A 16,531-nucleotide genomic window follows, 5' to 3' on the forward strand; every position below is an offset into this window, starting at 1 on the left:
TGCCGGGATAGTTTCTGGCCTGGAATATTCGATGTCCCATACCTTTCGTGCAACGCTTCCTGCGTTGCTCCTGTCGCTGATAGTACCTTGCGCGCTGCCAGTGGTGGCTGCCGATCCTGCCCCCACCAAGGATGCAGCGTCCGCCGATGCTCCCGTGGAGCGTGCGCCACTGCTGACCCGTGCGCAGGAAGACGCCATTGCCCTTGAGCGTCAGTTGCCACCGCAGGATCTGCAGCAATTGCAGGCAGGTGACGAAAGCTTCCTGGCGCTCTGGAAGCCCGCCAACAGCGCCGACCCGAAAGGCGCGATCATTTTCCTGCCGGGTGCTGGCGAATCGGCCGACTGGCCGGATGTGGTCGGCCCGCTACGTCGCAAGTTCCCCGATACCGGCTGGGCCACGCTGAGTATCACCCTGCCGGATGTACAGGACGAAGCCCTGATGCCTCGCGAGCCGGACGCACCTGCCGCCGAGGAAAAACCCAAGGATGCGCCGAAGGATGACGCGGCAAAAGCAGCCGACACTCAGGCGCAGGCTGGTGACGAGGTCGCCCGGGCTGCCGCTGCCGAGGAGCGCGCCAAGGCCGAAGCCGAGCACATCTTTGCCCGCATCGAAAGCGCAATCAGCTTCGCACAGCAGAACAAGGCGCGCAGCATCGTACTGATCGGCCACAGCAGTGGTGCCTATTGGGCTGCGCGCTTTCTGAGTGAGCGGCAATCTCCGCTGGTCCAGAAGTTCGCGATGGTTGCCGCCCGCGAGCCGATCAATACCAAGCCTTTGCTGCTGGATCTGGTGCCGACACTGAAAATGAAAACAGCGGACTTCATCTACAATAATCAGGCACCTCAGGCAGCCAGTGCTCGCTTGCAAGTCAGCAAGCGCGCCAAGGGTGCAGGCTTTACCCAGGTTGCGCTGATCAACATTGTGGGTAATGAAGACGCCGAACAGGAGCAGATATTTCGCCGTATTCGGGGCTGGGTAGAGGCGGAATGACAGTCCTTTTCGCGAATGAATCCGCTCCTGCGTCGATCACGCAGGAGCGGATTCATTCGCGAACAAACGCAATCAACGAAACCCGCGACGCGCCTTGATCACTCTGTAAGCGCTATGCAGTTCGCTGGTCTTTTCAGTGGCAACACGCACTTGCAATGCACTGGCACCGCCCCCGGCAATCTTGTCGGGGTGGTGACGACTGAGCAGACGACGATAGGCGCGCTTGATGCTCGCAGGATCCGTATCGGCCTCCACGCCCAGGAGTGACAACGCTCCGCTGTATTCATCCGAGCTGCTGACAGGCCGTCTTTTCATCGGATCATGCTCGGCAGCCAGCGCCTCGATTTTCAGCTCCGACCAGCCCAGCCACATCCCCCACGCGCCGATCAGTTCACGCTCGATGCGAGTGACCTTTCCGTCAGCCCAGGCCATGCGCCAACAAGCTCGCAGCAAGCCCTCAGCCATACCCGGCTGGCCACGCAGACGACGCAGATAACTGCGCAGCCCGTCAGCGCCGTCCTTGCCACGATTGAAAGCCGCAATCGCAAGACGCTGTGCCGCCTCATCCATATTCAAGCGGCGCATTTCCGCCTGCGCCTGATGAATATGGCTGGCAACGACCCGACCACCGCTCTTGGCCAGACGCCCCAGCAGCACGAACAGCAGATCCTCGTCGCGCACGGCAGAGCGCCCGCCCAGACGCTCACGTACATGAGCCCAGGTGTGCAGTTGCAGGCGACGATCCAGAGCCTGCCCCAACAAAGAACCCAGCAGCGCCCCCGGAATGTCGGCAATGGCATATCCAGCACCGGCGCCGAACAGTGTGCCTGGCCACAGCATCTAGCGGGTCCCCGACAGTAATCGCTCGACTTCGCCAAGACGCTCATGAGTGCCGACGTCGATCCAGGTGCCGCGAAAATGCTCGCCCGTCACTTGCCCTTGCGCCATCGCCTGACGCAGCAACGGAGCCAGTGCGAACGCACCGGCTTCGCAGCCTGCAAACAAGCGTGGATGCAAGATGGCAATGCCGCTGTAGGTCAGGCGCTGCGCATCTGGAACGCCATCCTGCAACTGGCCGTCGATCAGGGAAAAGTCGCCAGTCGGGTGGTGCGCGGGATTATCGATCATCACCAGATGGGCAAGCCCGGCTATGGGCCTGCGCAGTTCGGCAAAGTTGTAGTCGGTCCAGATATCGCCGTTTACCACCACAAAAGGCTCATCGCCCAGCAGTGGCAAAGCCCGGAGAATGCCGCCACCTGTTTCCAGTGGTTCGCCTTCCGGGGAGTAACGGATATTCAGCCCCCAACGTTGACCATCCTCAAGATAGTCTTCGATCTGTTGCCCCAACCAGGCGTGATTGATGACCAGATCGTGAAACCCGGCCTGATGCAATGCCTTGAGATGGTATTCGATCAGGGGAACACCACCGGCACGCACCAAAGGCTTTGGTGTGTGCAGGGTCAAGGGGCGCATCCGCTCGCCTTTGCCGGCGGCGAGAATCATCGCTTTCATTCAATCCTCTTCAACACAATCGATCCCTTTTAAAAATCACACGTCACGCCGACGCATCGACGCGGTGCTGCAAACTGTTCAGCAATTGTCCCAGCTCCGCCAGTTCCGGGCGTCGCGACACAACGGCCTCTATATAGGAGAAGAAACGCGGAACATCACCCAGATAGCGCGGCTTGCCATCACGATGGCAGATACGGGCAAAAATCCCGATGACCTTCAAATGCCGCTGCACGCCCATCAGATCACTGGCTCGCGAAAAACTGGCGAAATCCTCATGAACCGGAATGCCCACCGCACGCGCCTTGTCCCAGTAGGTCTGCAACCAGCCGTTCACACACTCCTGAGGCCAGCTCAGGAAAGCATCCTTGAACAGGCAGGTGATGTCATAAGTAACCGGCCCGTATACCGCATCCTGGAAATCCAGCACGCCCGGATTCGGTTCACTGATCATCAGGTTGCGCGGCATATAGTCGCGATGAACCAGCACTTTGGGCTGTGCCAGAGCACTTTCGATCAACAGGTCGCTGACATGTTGCCACTTGGTCTGTTGCGCCGGGTCCATTTCGATACCCAGATGCCGCTTCACATACCACTCTGGAAAAAGCTCCAGCTCACGGCGCAGCAAGGCTACGTCATAGCTGGGCAATGGCGCATCCATCGGCAGTTGCTGATAGGCCAGCAACGCTTCGATGGCATCGCCAAACAACGCATCGGCGTTGTCCGCATCGATCACGTCCAGATAGGTCTGACGCCCCAGATCATTGAGCAGCAAAAAGCCCTGCGTCAGGTCTTCGGCATAAATTTTCGGAACATTAATGCCGGATCTGGCCAATAAATGAGCAATATCCACGAAGGGTTTGCAGTTTTCCTGCGGTGGTGGCGCATCCATGACAATAAAAGTTTTATCGCCGCCTTCCCAGCGGAAATAGCGACGGAAACTTGCGTCGCTACTGGCCGCAGTCAACGTGGCCGGGGGTACGGCGCCCCATTGTTGCCTGGCAAAGAGCGCTGGCAACTGCTCATCGAGCCAAACTTTCAGGGATTGAAGGCGTATATCTTGGTCTGACATTACAAGGGTCTCCGACGGCGCTAGCCGTCAAGCGGGTCATGCTTTATTATCCGGGATCTTTTTCAGCCCATCGAGAGGCGTGCGGCCCCCCCGCGGGCAGATGGCGCGCAGGAAGCCCGGACTAATAAGATGGCATTGAAATCCCCCGCGTTTCGTAAAAAATTTCCGTTGCTCGTAACCGGCAGTCTGCTGGCGATGCAACCTCTGGCCACTCAGTTCGTGGTTGCCGCGGAACAGTATGACTGCTCAGTCTCTGCTTCGGGTGCCTGGAACTGTGCGCCGAAATCAAATACAGCTGCTGTAGAGCTGCCTCCACGTCCCGTGCATAACGCGACCGAGGTCAGTTCCAACGGCACCGTGATTTCGCAAGGCACCACGGCTGGCAAACCTGCCAATACAGCGCTGCTGGTCACCGAAGCCAAAGGCAAGGGTCTGGCGTCGCGTAGTGCTGACTACAGCCACCTTGACTGGGTTCCCCGTGAAAAGCTCACGCCTGCGCAACTGGCCGAAACCGGTCCTTATTGCTCCGGTGCCTATGTAGAGCCGATCCGTCCGGGCATGGATGACAAGACGCCCAAGAGCGACGCCCCGACATTCATCGGAGCCAAGGTCTCGCGTTATCAGCAGGAAGAGCAGATCGCGACCCTGGCAGGCGATGTCGTATTGCGTCAGGGCAGCATGCAGGTCCAGGCTCAGGAAGCGGCCCTGTATCAGGCCGAGAACCGTGGCGAACTCAACGGTGATGTCCGTTTGCGCGACAACGGCGCCTTGATCGTTGGCGACAGGGCAGAGCTGCAACTCGACACCGGCGAAGCCCAGGTCGACAACGCCGAGTATGTCCTGCACAAGTCGAACATCCGCGGTAACGCCCGTTACGCAAAACGTGCAGAGAACGCGATCATCCGCCTCAAGGATGGTACATACACCTCATGCGAACCCGGCAGCAATGCCTGGACGCTCAAGGGCAACAACATCACGCTGAACCCGGCTACCGGTTTCGGCACCGCGACCAACGTTACGCTGCGGGTCAAGGACATACCGGTACTCTACACGCCGTATATCTACTTCCCGATCGACGATCGTCGCCAGTCAGGCTTCCTGCCACCGACCATTGCTGCCGGTGGCGACAACGGCTTCACGCTGGTCACGCCTTACTACTTCAACCTGGCGCCCAACTACGACGCCACGTTGTATCCACGCTACATGGCCGACCGCGGCCTGTTGATGGAAGGCGAATTCCGTTACCTCACCAAGAGCAGCGAAGGCCAGTTCGGCGGCGCTTACCTCAATGACGAGAATGACGAGCGCAGGCTGCAGTCCGAGTACGAAAAAACCCGCTGGATGATGAACTGGCAGCACGTGGGTGGCCTGGACTCCCGCTGGATGACCAAGGTCGACTACACCGACATCAGCGACCCGTACTACTTCCAGGATCTGGAAACCGATCAGATCGGCGTGAACACACCTGAGTTCCTCAACCAGCAAGGGTCCCTGACCTATCGCGGTGACAGCTACAGGGCAATGTTCAACGTCCATGCCTACAAGATGGCATCGATCGCCAACATCACGCCATACGACCGTCTGCCACAGCTGACCCTCAACGGCACACTGCCCTTCAGGCCGGCGGGCCTTCGTTTCGATTATGAAACCGAAGCCGTGCGTTTCGAGCGTGACCTGCAAACCGGCACCTACTTCGACAGGGATGGCAACCCGGAAGCCCGTCTGGACACCAACGTAGGCGGCCTTGCACGCGCCAACGGTGATCGTCTGAACCTGGCTCCGTCGGTCAGCCTGCCGATGAACTGGACCTATGGTTTCCTGACGCCCAAGCTGAAGTATGTCTACACCCAGTACGACCTGGATCTGGACAGCCGCGGCAGAGCCGCCGTGCCTGACTTCGAAAGCAAGCAGACCCGCAGCGTGCCAATCGTGAGCGTGGACAGCGGCCTGTACTTCGACCGCAATACCCAGTGGTTCGGCAAGGATTATCGCCAGACTCTTGAACCGCGCATGTTCTATCTCTATTCACCCGAGAGAGATCAGGAAGACATTCCGGTTTTCGACACGAGTGAAAGCACGTTCAACTACTCGTCCCTGTTCCGCGACAACCGCTTTACCGGTTACGACCGTATCGGTGACGAGAACAAGCTTTCCTTCGGTGTCACCAACCGCTGGATCGAAGAAAACGGCTTTGAACGTCAGCGCTTCAGCATTGGTCAGGCGGTGTACTTCAGTGATCGCAAGGTTCAACTGCCGGGCATCACCTTCGCCGACCGCGACGATGCCAAGGCCAACGTTTCGCCTTATGCACTGGAGCACGAATATCGCTTCAACCGCGATTTCCGTATCAACTCCGACTTCAACTGGGATCCGGACAGCCGCAGCACCCGTTCGGGCAGCACGATGCTGCATTATCAGCCTGAAGATAACCCGGGCAAGATCATCAACGCCGGCTACCGCTATCGCAACGACCAGGTCCGCTACGACGAGAACACTGGCCGCTGGACAGTGGGCGGTGGCGACTATGGCACGCCTGGCCAGCCGGGCTACGTGAAGGACTACTACAAGATCCAGCAGCACGATTTCTCGGTCATCTGGCCAATCGTGCCGCAATGGAGCCTGATCAGCCGCTGGCAGTATGACTACAACCGCGACCGTACCCTTGAAGCCTTTGGTGGTTTCGAGTACGACAACTGCTGCTGGAAACTGCGTCTGATCAACCGTTACTGGGTCGACTACGACGAATACAGCCAGGAAGCCCCTCAGAACGAAAAAGGCGACCGCGGCATATTCCTACAAATTGTGCTGAAGGGACTTGGTGGCGTTACCGGCGCCAAAGTAGAGACCTTCCTGGACAAAGGCATTCAAGGTTATCGTGAACGTGAAGACCAAGCTTTCTGATTGTTTGCGCCCGCTGATGCTGGGCGCGTTACTCCTGAGCGGCGCTGTTCATGCAGCGGTCCAACCTCTGGACAGCGTAGTGGCCATCGTCGATAACGACGTGATCATGAAAAGCCAGATGGACCAGCGTGTTCGCGAAGTCCAGCAGACCATTGCCAAGCGCGGGGCCGGCACACCACCGGCCGAAGCGCTTCAGCCGCAGGTACTCGATCGCCTGATCCTGGAAAACCTTCAACTGCAGATTGGCGAGCGCTCCGGCATTCGCATCACCGATGAAGAGCTGAACCAGGCTATCGACACCATTGCCCAGCGTAACAACATGAGCGTTGAGCAATTCCGTGCAGCCCTGGCTCATGACGGCCTGTCCTACAACGATGCCCGCGAGCAGGTTCGTCGCGAGATGATCATCAGCCGCGTGCGCCAGCGTCGTGTGGCCGAGCGTATCCAGGTGTCCGAACAGGAAGTGAAGAACTTCCTGGCCTCGGATCTGGGCAAGGCTCAGTTGTCCGAAGAGTTCCATCTGGCCAACATCCTGATCGCGACACCGGACAGCGCTTCGTCCGATGCGATTCAGGCGGCGGCCCGTCAGGCTCAGGACATCTACGGTCAATTGCAGAAAGGTGCCGACTTCGCTCAACTGGCCGTTGCACGATCGGCAAGCGAAAGCGCACTGGAAGGCGGCGACATGGGCTGGCGCAAGGCAGCTCAACTCCCACCACCTTTCGGTGACATGCTCAGTTCGATGCGTCCAGGCGAGGTGACTCCACCGGCACGTACACCGGGCGGTTTCATCATCCTCAAGCTGCTGGAAAAACGCGGCGGCGAAGGCCAGACCCAGATACGCGACGAAGTGCATGTGCGTCACATCCTCATCAAGCCAAGCGAAATCCGCAGCGAAGAAGAGACACGCCGTCTGGCTACCAAGCTTTATGATCGCATCGAGTCTGGCGAGAACTTCGGCGAACTGGCGAAGAGCTTCTCGGAAGACCCGGGTTCGGCGCTCAATGGTGGCGACCTGAACTGGGTGGACCCGAACTCTCTGGTTCCAGAGTTCCGCGCAGCGATGAACGACACACCACAAGGCGTGCTGTCCAAACCCTTCAAGACAGCTTACGGCTGGCACATTCTGGAAGTTCTTGGCCGCCGCGCCACCGACGCCACCAGCCAGGCCCGTGACCAGCAAGCCCTGGGCGTACTGCGTAACCGCAAATACGACGAAGAGCTGCAAACCTGGCTGCGTCAGATCCGTGACGAAGCCTACGTTGAAATCAAACTCCCTGGCGCAGCCCAGGCTGCACAGTGAAGCCAAAGCGTTTCGCACTGACACCCGGCGAGCCGGCCGGCATTGGTCCTGACCTTTGCCTGCTACTCGCCACGCAGCCTCAGCCACACCCCCTGATAGCCATTACCAACCGTGACCTGCTCCTGGAGCGGGCCACGCAGTTGGGGGTGGCTGTCAATCTGCTTGCCGTCACCCCTGACGTCTTTCCGGACGTACCGGCGCCTGCCGGCAGCCTGTATGTCTGGGATACGCCCTTGCAGGCCAAGGTGGTTACTGGCGCGCTGGACAAGGCCAATGCCGCTTTCGTACTGCAGACCCTGACTCGCGCCGCTCAAGGCTGTGTCGACGGGCTGTTCGCCGGGATGATTACCGCTCCTGTCCACAAGGGCGTGATCAACGAGGGCGGCATCGCCTTCTCCGGCCATACGGAATTTCTTGCAGAACTGACTCACACCGAGCAAGTAGTGATGATGCTGGCTACGGGCGATCTGCGCGTGGCGCTGGTCACCACCCATCTTCCGCTGCGCGACATTGCCGATGCCATTACACCGGAACGCCTGGAGCGCGTCACACGCATCCTGCATGCCGATCTGGTCAACAAGTTCGGCATAGCCCGGCCACGCATTCTGGTCTGCGGCCTCAATCCGCATGCCGGCGAAAGCGGTCATCTGGGCCGCGAAGAAATAGACATCATCGAACCAACCCTGGAGCGTCTGCGCAGCGAAGGCATCGACTTGCGAGGCCCGCTGCCTGCCGACACTCTGTTTACCCCCAAATATCTGGAGCACTGCGATGCAGTGCTGGCGATGTATCACGACCAGGGCCTGCCCGTGCTGAAATACAAAGGTTTCGGCGCGGCAGTCAATATCACGCTCGGCCTGCCGATCATCCGCACTTCCGTCGATCATGGCACTGCGCTGGATCTGGCTGGCAGCGGAAACATCGACACCGGCAGCCTGAAAGTAGCCCTGCAAACCGCCTACCAGATGGCCGAGACTCATTCATGACCGAGCAATACCAACACCGGGCGCGCAAGCGCTTCGGGCAGAACTTCCTGCATGACGCGGGCGTTATCGACAAGATCCTGCGCGCCATCCGGGCCAAGCCTGAAGACCGCCTGCTGGAAATCGGCCCGGGCCAGGGTGCCCTGACAGAAGGGCTGCTCAACAGCGGCGCGCACCTCGATGTGGTTGAACTGGACAAGGACCTGATCCCGATCCTCAACAGCCAGTTCGCAGGCAAGCCGAACTTCAACCTGCATCAAGGCGATGCCCTGAAGTTCGACTTCAACAGCCTGGGCGCTGCGCCCAACAGCCTGCGTGTCGTGGGCAACCTGCCCTACAACATTTCCACGCCGCTGATTTTTCATCTGCTGCAAAACGCCGGCCTGATTCGCGACATGCACTTCATGCTGCAAAAGGAAGTGGTCGAGCGGCTCGCCGCCGGACCGGGCGGCGGAGACTGGGGCCGCCTGTCGATCATGGTTCAATACCACTGCCGTGTGGAACACCTGTTCAACGTCGGGCCGGGAGCATTCAACCCGCCACCGAAAGTGGACTCTGCCATTGTCCGCCTTGTGCCCCATGAAACACTGCCACACCCGGCCAAGGATCACCGCCTGCTGGAGCGCCTTGTGCGCGAAGCCTTCAACCAGCGCCGCAAGACCCTGCGCAACACACTCAAACTACTGCTGAGCGCAGATGACATTGCGGCTGCCGGTGTCGATGGCAGCCTGCGTCCCGAGCAACTGGATCTTGCTGCATTTGTCCGTCTGGCGGACAAACTCAGTGAAAAGGCAGGGGTGGAATAATCTGAAGGGGCAAGTAAATGGCTATGTGCCGTTAGTCATTTTCCGTTTACTTGTCCTAGACTGACCTATCTATCGAATGCTCCAGTTTTTTCCGCTGCTATAGCTTTCAAGGTCTACCGCATGCCCGATTCCCGTTATCAGGTCGACGTCAGCGTCGTCACGCGCTTCCTCGCAGAACAATCGCAACCCGAGCAGAATCGCTTCGCCTTCGCTTACACCATCACCGTCCACAATAACGGCGAACTGCCTGCCAGGCTGCTTTCACGGCACTGGGTCATCACTGACGGTGACGGCCATGTCGAAGAAGTGCGTGGTGAAGGCGTCGTAGGCCAACAGCCATTGATCCAGGCTGGCCAGAGCCACACTTACAGCAGCGGCACAGTGATGACGACGAAAGTCGGCAACATGCAAGGCTCGTATCAGATGCTCGCCGAAGACGGCAAACGCTTCGATGCAGTGATTGCGCCCTTCCGCCTTGCCGTACCAGGTGCCCTTCACTGATGGCGGTATATGCCGTTGGCGACCTGCAAGGTTGCCTTGAACCGTTGAAATGCCTGCTCGACGATGTCCGGTTCGATCCGGCCAGGGATCAGCTATGGCTAGTGGGCGACCTGGTCAACCGTGGCCCGCAATCGCTGGAAACGCTGCGTTTTCTCTACAGCATCCGCGAGTCCATCGTCTGTGTACTGGGCAATCATGACCTGCACCTGCTGGCCGCCTCACGCAAGATAGAACGCCTCAAGAAATCCGACACCCTGCGCGAGATTCTTGAAGCGCCGGACAGCAATGAACTACTGGATTGGGTGCGTCGGCAAAAACTGATGCACTACGACGCCCAGCGCAATATCGCCATGGCCCACGCAGGCATAGCCCCGCAGTGGTCGCTGAAAAAAGCCCTCAAGTGCGCCAGCGAAGTCGAACAGGCCTTACAGGACGACAATCTGTACGAGCCCTTTCTGGATGGCATGTACGGCAATGAACCCGTCAAGTGGGACAATGACCTGCAAGGCGTGACAAGGCTGCGCGTCATCACCAACTATTTCACCCGCATGCGCTTCTGTACCCGCGAAGGCAAGCTCGACCTCAAGAGCAAGGAAGGCATCGAGACCGCCCTGCCAGGCTACAAACCATGGTTCCAGCACGAGAATCGCAAGACCCGGGACCTGAAGATCATCTTCGGCCACTGGGCAGCCCTCGAAGGCAAGTGCGACGAGCCCGGCATTTATGCGCTGGACAGCGGGTGCGTGTGGGGCGGCGCCATGACCCTTATGAACGTCGACACCCTTGAACGTCATCGCTGCGATTGCGATGCTGTCGGCAATGCCGCCCCACGCCCGGCAACATCCCTCATTTCCCAGCCAGAGGCCAGCGAGGCCCGGCGTTAAAAGATCAGCTCAGGAGCCCAATCATGACCGAATTCAAACGCATTCCCCCTGAACAGGCCCACGCCCTGCGCGAACAGGGCGCCGTACTGGTGGACGTTCGCGACCCTCAGGCTTTCGCCAGCAACCACATTCCCGATTCGCAGCATCTGGACAATCACTCGATCGCTGACTTCATCGCCAAGGCCGATCTGGACAAGCCGCTGGTGGTGGTCTGTTACCACGGAAACTCCAGCCAGAGTGCTGCAGCCTATCTCGTAGGCCAGGGCTTCTCCGACGTGTACAGCCTGGACGGTGGTTTCGAGTTGTGGCGCACCACGTTCCCGGGCGAAACAGCGCAAGGTTAACGACAGAACGGATGCTGGTGCAGATATGTATAAACGGCCAGCACGACTCTGAAAAAATATTTTTATCCTGCTGATCCCGCGTCCTGCGCGGGTTCGCGCCCAAACTGACGAACGGTCAGCCCGACTTCTTGTTCATCCCTTCTTTATCTTTCTGAATCCGAACTATCCTTAGCCTCAGGCCATCCGTAATCAGGGGAGAGCCGGTACACCGGCGCGTGGGTCATCGGTAGTTACTTTTATGGTGTTCTGGGGGGTAAACGGCATCTGGATACTCAGCTGCTGCCAGCATCGACTGACGATCCGCCGCCGGCTCAACGTATCGAGCGAGGTGACGTCATGAGTATTTTTAGCCACTTCCAACAACGCTTTGAAACCACACGTCAGGAAGAGCTCTCGTTACAGGAGTATCTGGAGCTCTGCAAACAGGATCGCAGCGCCTACGCCTCTGCCGCAGAACGTCTTCTGCTGGCCATTGGCGAGCCCGAACTGGTGGATACCTCCACCAACTCACGGTTGTCGCGGATCTTTTCCAACAAGGTGATCCGGCGTTATCCGGCCTTTGCGGACTTCCATGGAATGGAAGAATGCATCGACCAGATCGTGTCGTATTTCCGCCACGCAGCCCAAGGCCTTGAGGAAAAGAAACAAATCCTCTATCTGCTGGGTCCGGTGGGTGGCGGCAAGTCGTCTCTGGCTGAAAAGCTCAAACAACTGATCGAAAAAGTCCCCTTCTACGCAATCAAGGGTTCGCCGGTCTTCGAGTCGCCACTGGGGTTGTTCAATGCAACCGAAGACGGTGCCATTCTCGAAGAGGACTTCGGCATCCCTCGGCGCTACCTCAACACCATCATGTCGCCATGGGCGACCAAACGTCTGGCTGAGTTCGGGGGCGACATCAGCCAGTTCAAGGTGGTGAAACTTTATCCATCGGTTCTCAACCAGATCGGCGTGGCGAAAACCGAGCCGGGTGACGAGAACAACCAGGACATTTCCGCTCTGGTGGGTAAGGTCGATATCCGCAAGCTTGAGGAATTCCCGCAAAACGACGCAGACGCCTACAGCTATTCAGGCGCTCTGTGCCGGGCCAACCAGGGCCTGATGGAATTCGTCGAGATGTTCAAGGCGCCTATCAAGGTCCTGCACCCGTTGCTGACTGCGACTCAGGAAGGCAACTACAACAGTACCGAAGGCCTGGGGGCGATTCCGTTTACGGGCATCCTGCTGGCTCACTCCAACGAATCGGAATGGCACAGCTTCCGTAACAACAAGAACAACGAAGCCTTCATCGACCGTATCTACATCGTGAAAGTGCCGTACTGCCTGCGTGTCAGCGACGAGATCAAGATCTACGACAAGCTGCTGTTCAACAGCTCGCTGGCCAAGGCGCATTGCGCGCCCGACACACTGAAAATGCTGGCGCAGTTCACGACTCTGTCGCGCCTCAAAGAGCCGGAAAACTCCAACATCTACTCCAAGATGCGTGTGTATGACGGCGAGAATCTCAAAGATACAGACCCCAAGGCCAAGTCGATCCAGGAGTACCGCGACAGTGCGGGCGTCGACGAAGGCATGAACGGCCTTTCAACCCGCTTCGCATTCAAGATCCTGTCCAAGGTCTTCAACTTCGATCCACACGAAATCGCCGCCAACCCGGTACACCTGTTGTACGTGCTGGAGCAGCAGATCGAACAGGAGCAATTCCCGGCTGAAACCCGTGAGCGCTATCTGCGTTTCATCAAGGAGTATCTGGCACCGCGCTACATCGAGTTCATCGGCAAGGAAATCCAGACCGCGTACCTTGAGTCCTACAGCGAATACGGTCAGAACATCTTCGACCGCTACGTGCTGTATGCAGACTTCTGGATTCAGGACCAGGAATATCGTGATCCGGAAACCGGTGAAATTCTCAACCGTGTCGCCCTGAACGAAGAGCTGGAAAAGATCGAAAAACCTGCCGGCATCAGCAACCCGAAAGATTTCCGCAACGAGATCGTCAACTTCGTGCTGCGTGCCCGCGCCAACAACAACGGCAAGAATCCAACCTGGCTCAGTTACGAAAAACTGCGTGTGGTGATCGAGAAGAAAATGTTCTCCAACACCGAGGACCTGCTGCCAGTCATCAGTTTCAACGCCAAGGCCAGCAAAGAGGATCAACAAAAACACAACGACTTCGTCACCCGAATGGTCGAGCGGGGCTATACCGACAAACAGGTGCGTCTACTCTCCGAGTGGTATCTGCGCGTGCGCAAGTCACAGTGATGCAGCGGTAAGCTACAAGCCTCAGGCAACAAGCTGGGACGGTCGGGTTCACAGATACGACCGCAACCAGCTTGTAGCTTGAAGCTGCTTTCTACTTGCGGCTGCCCGGAGGGCCTATGAGCTATGTGATCGACCGACGCCTCAATGGCAAGAACAAGAGCACGGTAAATCGCCAGCGGTTTCTGCGGCGTTATCGTGACCACATCAAAAAAGCAGTGGAAGAAGCGGTCAGTCGTCGCTCCATTACCGATATGGAGCATGGCGAGCAAATAAGCATTCCCGGTCGCGATATCGACGAGCCGGTGCTTCATCATGGTCGCGGTGGCAAACAGACGGTTGTCCATCCCGGCAACAAGGAATTCTCCAGCGGCGAGCATATCGCCCGCCCGCAAGGTGGTGGCGGTGGCAAGGGGCCTGGCAAGGCAAGCAACTCCGGCGAAGGCATGGACGAGTTCGTCTTCCAGATCACCCAGGAAGAGTTTCTCGAATTCATGTTCGAGGACCTCGAGCTGCCCAACCTGGTCAAACGCAACCTGACCGGCACCGACACGTTCAAGACTGTACGCGCCGGGATCAGTAACGAGGGCAACCCATCGCGCATCAATATCATTCGTACCCTGCGCTCGGCCCATGCACGCCGCATCGCGCTGTCCGGCAGCAGCCGCGCCAAGCTCAAGGAAACGGTGAACGAGCTGGAGCGTCTCAAGCGCGAAGAACCAGACAACTTCGGCGACATCCAGGAACTGGAAGTAGAAATAGACCGTTTGAAAGCGCGGATTCGTCGCGTGCCCTACCTGGACACCTTCGACCTCAAGTACAACCTGCTGGTCAAGCAACCCAACCCAAGCTCAAAAGCGGTGATGTTCTGCCTGATGGACGTCTCTGGCTCCATGACCCAGGCGACCAAGGATGTCGCCAAGCGCTTTTTCATCCTGCTGTACCTGTTTCTCAAGCGTAACTACGACAAGATCGAAGTCGTGTTCATCCGCCACCACACCAGCGCCCGCGAAGTTGACGAAGAAGAGTTCTTCTATTCACGGGAAACCGGCGGCACCATCGTTTCCAGCGCTCTGAAGCTGATGCAGGAAATCATGGCCGAACGCTACCCGAGCAACGAATGGAACATCTATGCCGCCCAGGCTTCCGATGGCGATAACTGGAACGACGACTCACCGATCTGCCGCGAAATCCTGACCAAGCAGATCATGCCTTTCGTGCAGTACTACACCTACGTGGAGATCACCCCACGCGAGCATCAGGCCTTATGGTTTGAATACGAACGCATCGGTGAAGAGTTTGCCGATACGTTTGCCCAGCAGCAGCTGGTCTCTGCCGGTGATATCTATCCGGTATTCCGTGAACTCTTCCAGCGCAGGTTAGTGACATGACCGCTAGAGAGCAGAAGCGCCAACCCCTCTCCACAGGGTCCGAGTGGACATTTGAACTGATCCAGGCCTACGACCGCGAAATCAGCCGTATCGCTGATCGCTACGCTCTGGATACCTATCCGAACCAGATCGAGGTCATCACGGCCGAGCAGATGATGGATGCCTATGCCTCGGTGGGCATGCCGCTGGGCTATCACCACTGGTCATACGGCAAACACTTCCTGAGCACCGAGAAATCCTACACTCGCGGGCAGATGGGGCTGGCCTACGAGATCGTGATCAACTCGGATCCGTGCATTGCCTATCTGATGGAAGAAAACACCATCTGCATGCAGGCTCTGGTCGTCGCCCACGCCTGCTACGGGCATAACAGCTTCTTCAAGGGCAATTACCTGTTCCGGACCTGGACCGATGCCAGTTCGATCATCGATTATCTGGTCTTCGCCAAGCAGTACATCATGCAATGCGAAGAGCGCCATGGCATCGATGCAGTGGAAGACCTGCTCGACTCCTGCCATGCCCTGATGAACTACGGTGTGGACCGCTACAAGCGGCCCTATCCGATTTCAGCAGAGGAAGAACGACGCCGACAAAAGGATCGTGAAGAACACCTGCAACGGCAGATCAACGACCTGTGGCGCACCATTCCGAAAAGCGCCGACAAGGGCAACAAGGAAGACAATGCCCGCTTCCCTGCCGAACCCCAGGAAAACATCCTGTACTTCATCGAAAAACATGCACCGCTGCTGGAGCCATGGCAGCGCGAAGTGGTGCGCATCGTGCGCAAGATTGCCCAGTACTTCTATCCGCAGCGCCAGACCCAGGTGATGAACGAAGGCTGGGCGACGTTCTGGCACTACACGCTGATGAACGATCTGTACGACGAAGGCCTGGTCACCGACGGTTTCATGCTGGAGTTCCTGCAGTCGCACACCAGCGTGGTCTACCAGCCTGGCTTCGACAGCCCCTATTACAGCGGCATCAACCCGTACACCCTGGGCTTTGCCATGTATCAGGACATTCGGCGCATGTGCGAACACCCGACCGATGAGGATCGCCACTGGTTCCCGGAGATTGCAGGCACAGACTGGCTGACGGCAATCAAGTTCGCCATGTCCAGCTTCAAGGACGAGAGCTTCATTCTCCAGTACCTGTCACCCAAGGTCATTCGTGACCTCAAACTGTTCAGCATCATGGATGACGATCAGAAAGATGACCTGCTGGTGCCCGCGATTCACGATGAAGCCGGCTATCGGACCATTCGGGAAACCCTGGCTGCCCAATACAACCTGGGCAATCGCGAACCCAACGTGCAGATCTACAGCATCGACCGCCGTGGCGACCGTTCGCTGACACTGCGCCATCAACAACACAACCGCAAACCACTGGGCGACTCAACGGACGAAGTGCTCAAACACCTGCACCGTCTGTGGGGCTTCGATATCCATCTGGAAACCCTGCAAGGCGATCAGGTGATGAAAACTCACCATGTCCCGCCACGCGGCGAACATGCCGAGGGCGACTATCCGAGGCTCGACCTGGCAGTTGTTCACCTCTGAGGAGCAGAGCCAGGAAGAATGTTTTTAAGTT

General features: G+C 58.0%; 14 protein-coding genes. 11 read left to right on the forward strand and 3 right to left on the reverse strand.

Annotated elements, in window-relative coordinates; genetic code table 11:
- Window positions 1-31 precede the first annotated feature (31 nt).
- Window positions 32-991: an alpha/beta hydrolase family protein gene (locus JL015_RS08390; RefSeq protein WP_201018137.1), complete on the forward strand. Its 960-nt coding sequence runs from the start codon at window positions 32-34 to the stop codon at window positions 989-991.
- A 72-nt stretch (window positions 992-1,063) separates the two neighbouring features.
- On the opposite strand, the gene JL015_RS08395 is transcribed toward JL015_RS08390, so the two are convergent.
- The 3 genes from JL015_RS08395 to JL015_RS08405 are packed head-to-tail and all read right to left on the reverse strand — an operon-like array spanning window position 1,064 to window position 3,572.
- A complete protein-coding gene (locus tag JL015_RS08395) occupies window positions 1,064-1,831 on the reverse strand; it encodes a TerB family tellurite resistance protein (RefSeq protein ID WP_201018138.1) in 768 nt (255 codons plus the stop codon).
- Window positions 1,832-2,503, reverse strand: coding sequence for an N-acetylmuramate alpha-1-phosphate uridylyltransferase MurU (gene murU / locus JL015_RS08400; protein WP_201018139.1), 672 nt, complete (start codon window positions 2,501-2,503; stop codon window positions 1,832-1,834).
- A 43-nt stretch (window positions 2,504-2,546) separates the two neighbouring features.
- Window positions 2,547-3,572: an aminoglycoside phosphotransferase family protein gene (locus JL015_RS08405; protein WP_201018140.1), complete on the reverse strand. Its 1,026-nt coding sequence runs from the start codon at window positions 3,570-3,572 to the stop codon at window positions 2,547-2,549.
- A gap of 129 nt (window positions 3,573-3,701) precedes the next feature.
- Here JL015_RS08405 and JL015_RS08410 point away from each other — a divergent pair, with 129 nt between their 5' ends.
- The 10 genes from JL015_RS08410 (at window position 3,702) to JL015_RS08455 (ending at window position 16,500) form a co-directional block, all read left to right on the forward strand.
- A complete protein-coding gene (locus JL015_RS08410) occupies window positions 3,702-6,473 on the forward strand; it encodes an LPS-assembly protein LptD (protein WP_201001812.1) in 2,772 nt (923 codons plus the stop codon).
- Window positions 6,454-7,776, forward strand: a complete 1,323-nt coding sequence (locus tag JL015_RS08415) for a peptidylprolyl isomerase (protein ID WP_201018141.1) — start codon at window positions 6,454-6,456, stop codon at window positions 7,774-7,776. The genes JL015_RS08410 and JL015_RS08415 overlap by 20 nt, the downstream gene beginning before the upstream one ends.
- Window positions 7,773-8,762 (forward strand): 4-hydroxythreonine-4-phosphate dehydrogenase PdxA, encoded by a 990-nt coding sequence (pdxA, locus tag JL015_RS08420; protein WP_201018142.1) that lies wholly within the window; start codon window positions 7,773-7,775, stop codon window positions 8,760-8,762. The genes JL015_RS08415 and pdxA overlap by 4 nt, the downstream gene beginning before the upstream one ends.
- On the forward strand, window positions 8,759-9,565 hold the full coding sequence (gene rsmA, locus JL015_RS08425) for a 16S rRNA (adenine(1518)-N(6)/adenine(1519)-N(6))-dimethyltransferase RsmA (protein ID WP_201018143.1): 807 nt from the start codon (window positions 8,759-8,761) through the stop codon (window positions 9,563-9,565). Before pdxA ends, rsmA begins: the two co-directional genes overlap by 4 nt.
- A gap of 120 nt (window positions 9,566-9,685) precedes the next feature.
- Window positions 9,686-10,066, forward strand: a complete 381-nt coding sequence (apaG, locus tag JL015_RS08430; RefSeq protein WP_201001808.1) for a Co2+/Mg2+ efflux protein ApaG — start codon at window positions 9,686-9,688, stop codon at window positions 10,064-10,066.
- On the forward strand, window positions 10,066-10,950 hold the full coding sequence (locus JL015_RS08435; protein WP_201001807.1) for a symmetrical bis(5'-nucleosyl)-tetraphosphatase: 885 nt from the start codon (window positions 10,066-10,068) through the stop codon (window positions 10,948-10,950). Before apaG ends, JL015_RS08435 begins: the two co-directional genes overlap by 1 nt.
- 23 nt (window positions 10,951-10,973) lie before the next feature.
- A complete protein-coding gene (gene glpE, locus JL015_RS08440) occupies window positions 10,974-11,294 on the forward strand; it encodes a thiosulfate sulfurtransferase GlpE (protein WP_201018144.1) in 321 nt (106 codons plus the stop codon).
- Window positions 11,295-11,630: 336 nt separating this feature from the next.
- On the forward strand, window positions 11,631-13,553 hold the full coding sequence (locus JL015_RS08445) for a PrkA family serine protein kinase (RefSeq protein WP_201001805.1): 1,923 nt from the start codon (window positions 11,631-11,633) through the stop codon (window positions 13,551-13,553).
- Window positions 13,554-13,669: 116 nt separating this feature from the next.
- Window positions 13,670-14,941: a YeaH/YhbH family protein gene (locus JL015_RS08450; protein WP_198724432.1), complete on the forward strand. Its 1,272-nt coding sequence runs from the start codon at window positions 13,670-13,672 to the stop codon at window positions 14,939-14,941.
- A complete protein-coding gene (locus JL015_RS08455) occupies window positions 14,938-16,500 on the forward strand; it encodes a SpoVR family protein (RefSeq protein WP_201001804.1) in 1,563 nt (520 codons plus the stop codon). The genes JL015_RS08450 and JL015_RS08455 overlap by 4 nt, the downstream gene beginning before the upstream one ends.
- The last annotated feature ends 31 nt before the right edge of the window (window positions 16,501-16,531 follow it).

Source organism: Pseudomonas cichorii (genome assembly GCF_015471405.1).
GTDB classification, from domain to species: Bacteria; Pseudomonadota; Gammaproteobacteria; order Pseudomonadales; family Pseudomonadaceae; genus Aquipseudomonas; species Aquipseudomonas serbiensis.

Excerpts from the sequence above, each read along its gene's own strand:
- apaG (WP_201001808.1), top strand. The coding sequence starts at position 9,686 with ATGCCCGATTCCCGTTATCAGGTCGACGTCAGCGTCGTCACGCGCTTC.
- JL015_RS08445 (WP_201001805.1), top strand. The coding sequence starts at position 11,631 with ATGAGTATTTTTAGCCACTTCCAACAACGCTTTGAAACCACACGTCAG.
- glpE (WP_201018144.1), top strand. The coding sequence starts at position 10,974 with ATGACCGAATTCAAACGCATTCCCCCTGAACAGGCCCACGCCCTGCGC.
- murU (WP_201018139.1), bottom strand. The coding sequence starts at position 2,503 with ATGAAAGCGATGATTCTCGCCGCCGGCAAAGGCGAGCGGATGCGCCCC.
- JL015_RS08455 (WP_201001804.1), top strand. The coding sequence starts at position 14,938 with ATGACCGCTAGAGAGCAGAAGCGCCAACCCCTCTCCACAGGGTCCGAG.
- JL015_RS08450 (WP_198724432.1), top strand. The coding sequence starts at position 13,670 with ATGAGCTATGTGATCGACCGACGCCTCAATGGCAAGAACAAGAGCACG.
- JL015_RS08395 (WP_201018138.1), bottom strand. The coding sequence starts at position 1,831 with ATGCTGTGGCCAGGCACACTGTTCGGCGCCGGTGCTGGATATGCCATT.
- JL015_RS08410 (WP_201001812.1), top strand. The coding sequence starts at position 3,702 with ATGGCATTGAAATCCCCCGCGTTTCGTAAAAAATTTCCGTTGCTCGTA.
- JL015_RS08390 (WP_201018137.1), top strand. The coding sequence starts at position 32 with ATGTCCCATACCTTTCGTGCAACGCTTCCTGCGTTGCTCCTGTCGCTG.
- JL015_RS08435 (WP_201001807.1), top strand. The coding sequence starts at position 10,066 with ATGGCGGTATATGCCGTTGGCGACCTGCAAGGTTGCCTTGAACCGTTG.
- rsmA (WP_201018143.1), top strand. The coding sequence starts at position 8,759 with ATGACCGAGCAATACCAACACCGGGCGCGCAAGCGCTTCGGGCAGAAC.
- JL015_RS08405 (WP_201018140.1), bottom strand. The coding sequence starts at position 3,572 with ATGTCAGACCAAGATATACGCCTTCAATCCCTGAAAGTTTGGCTCGAT.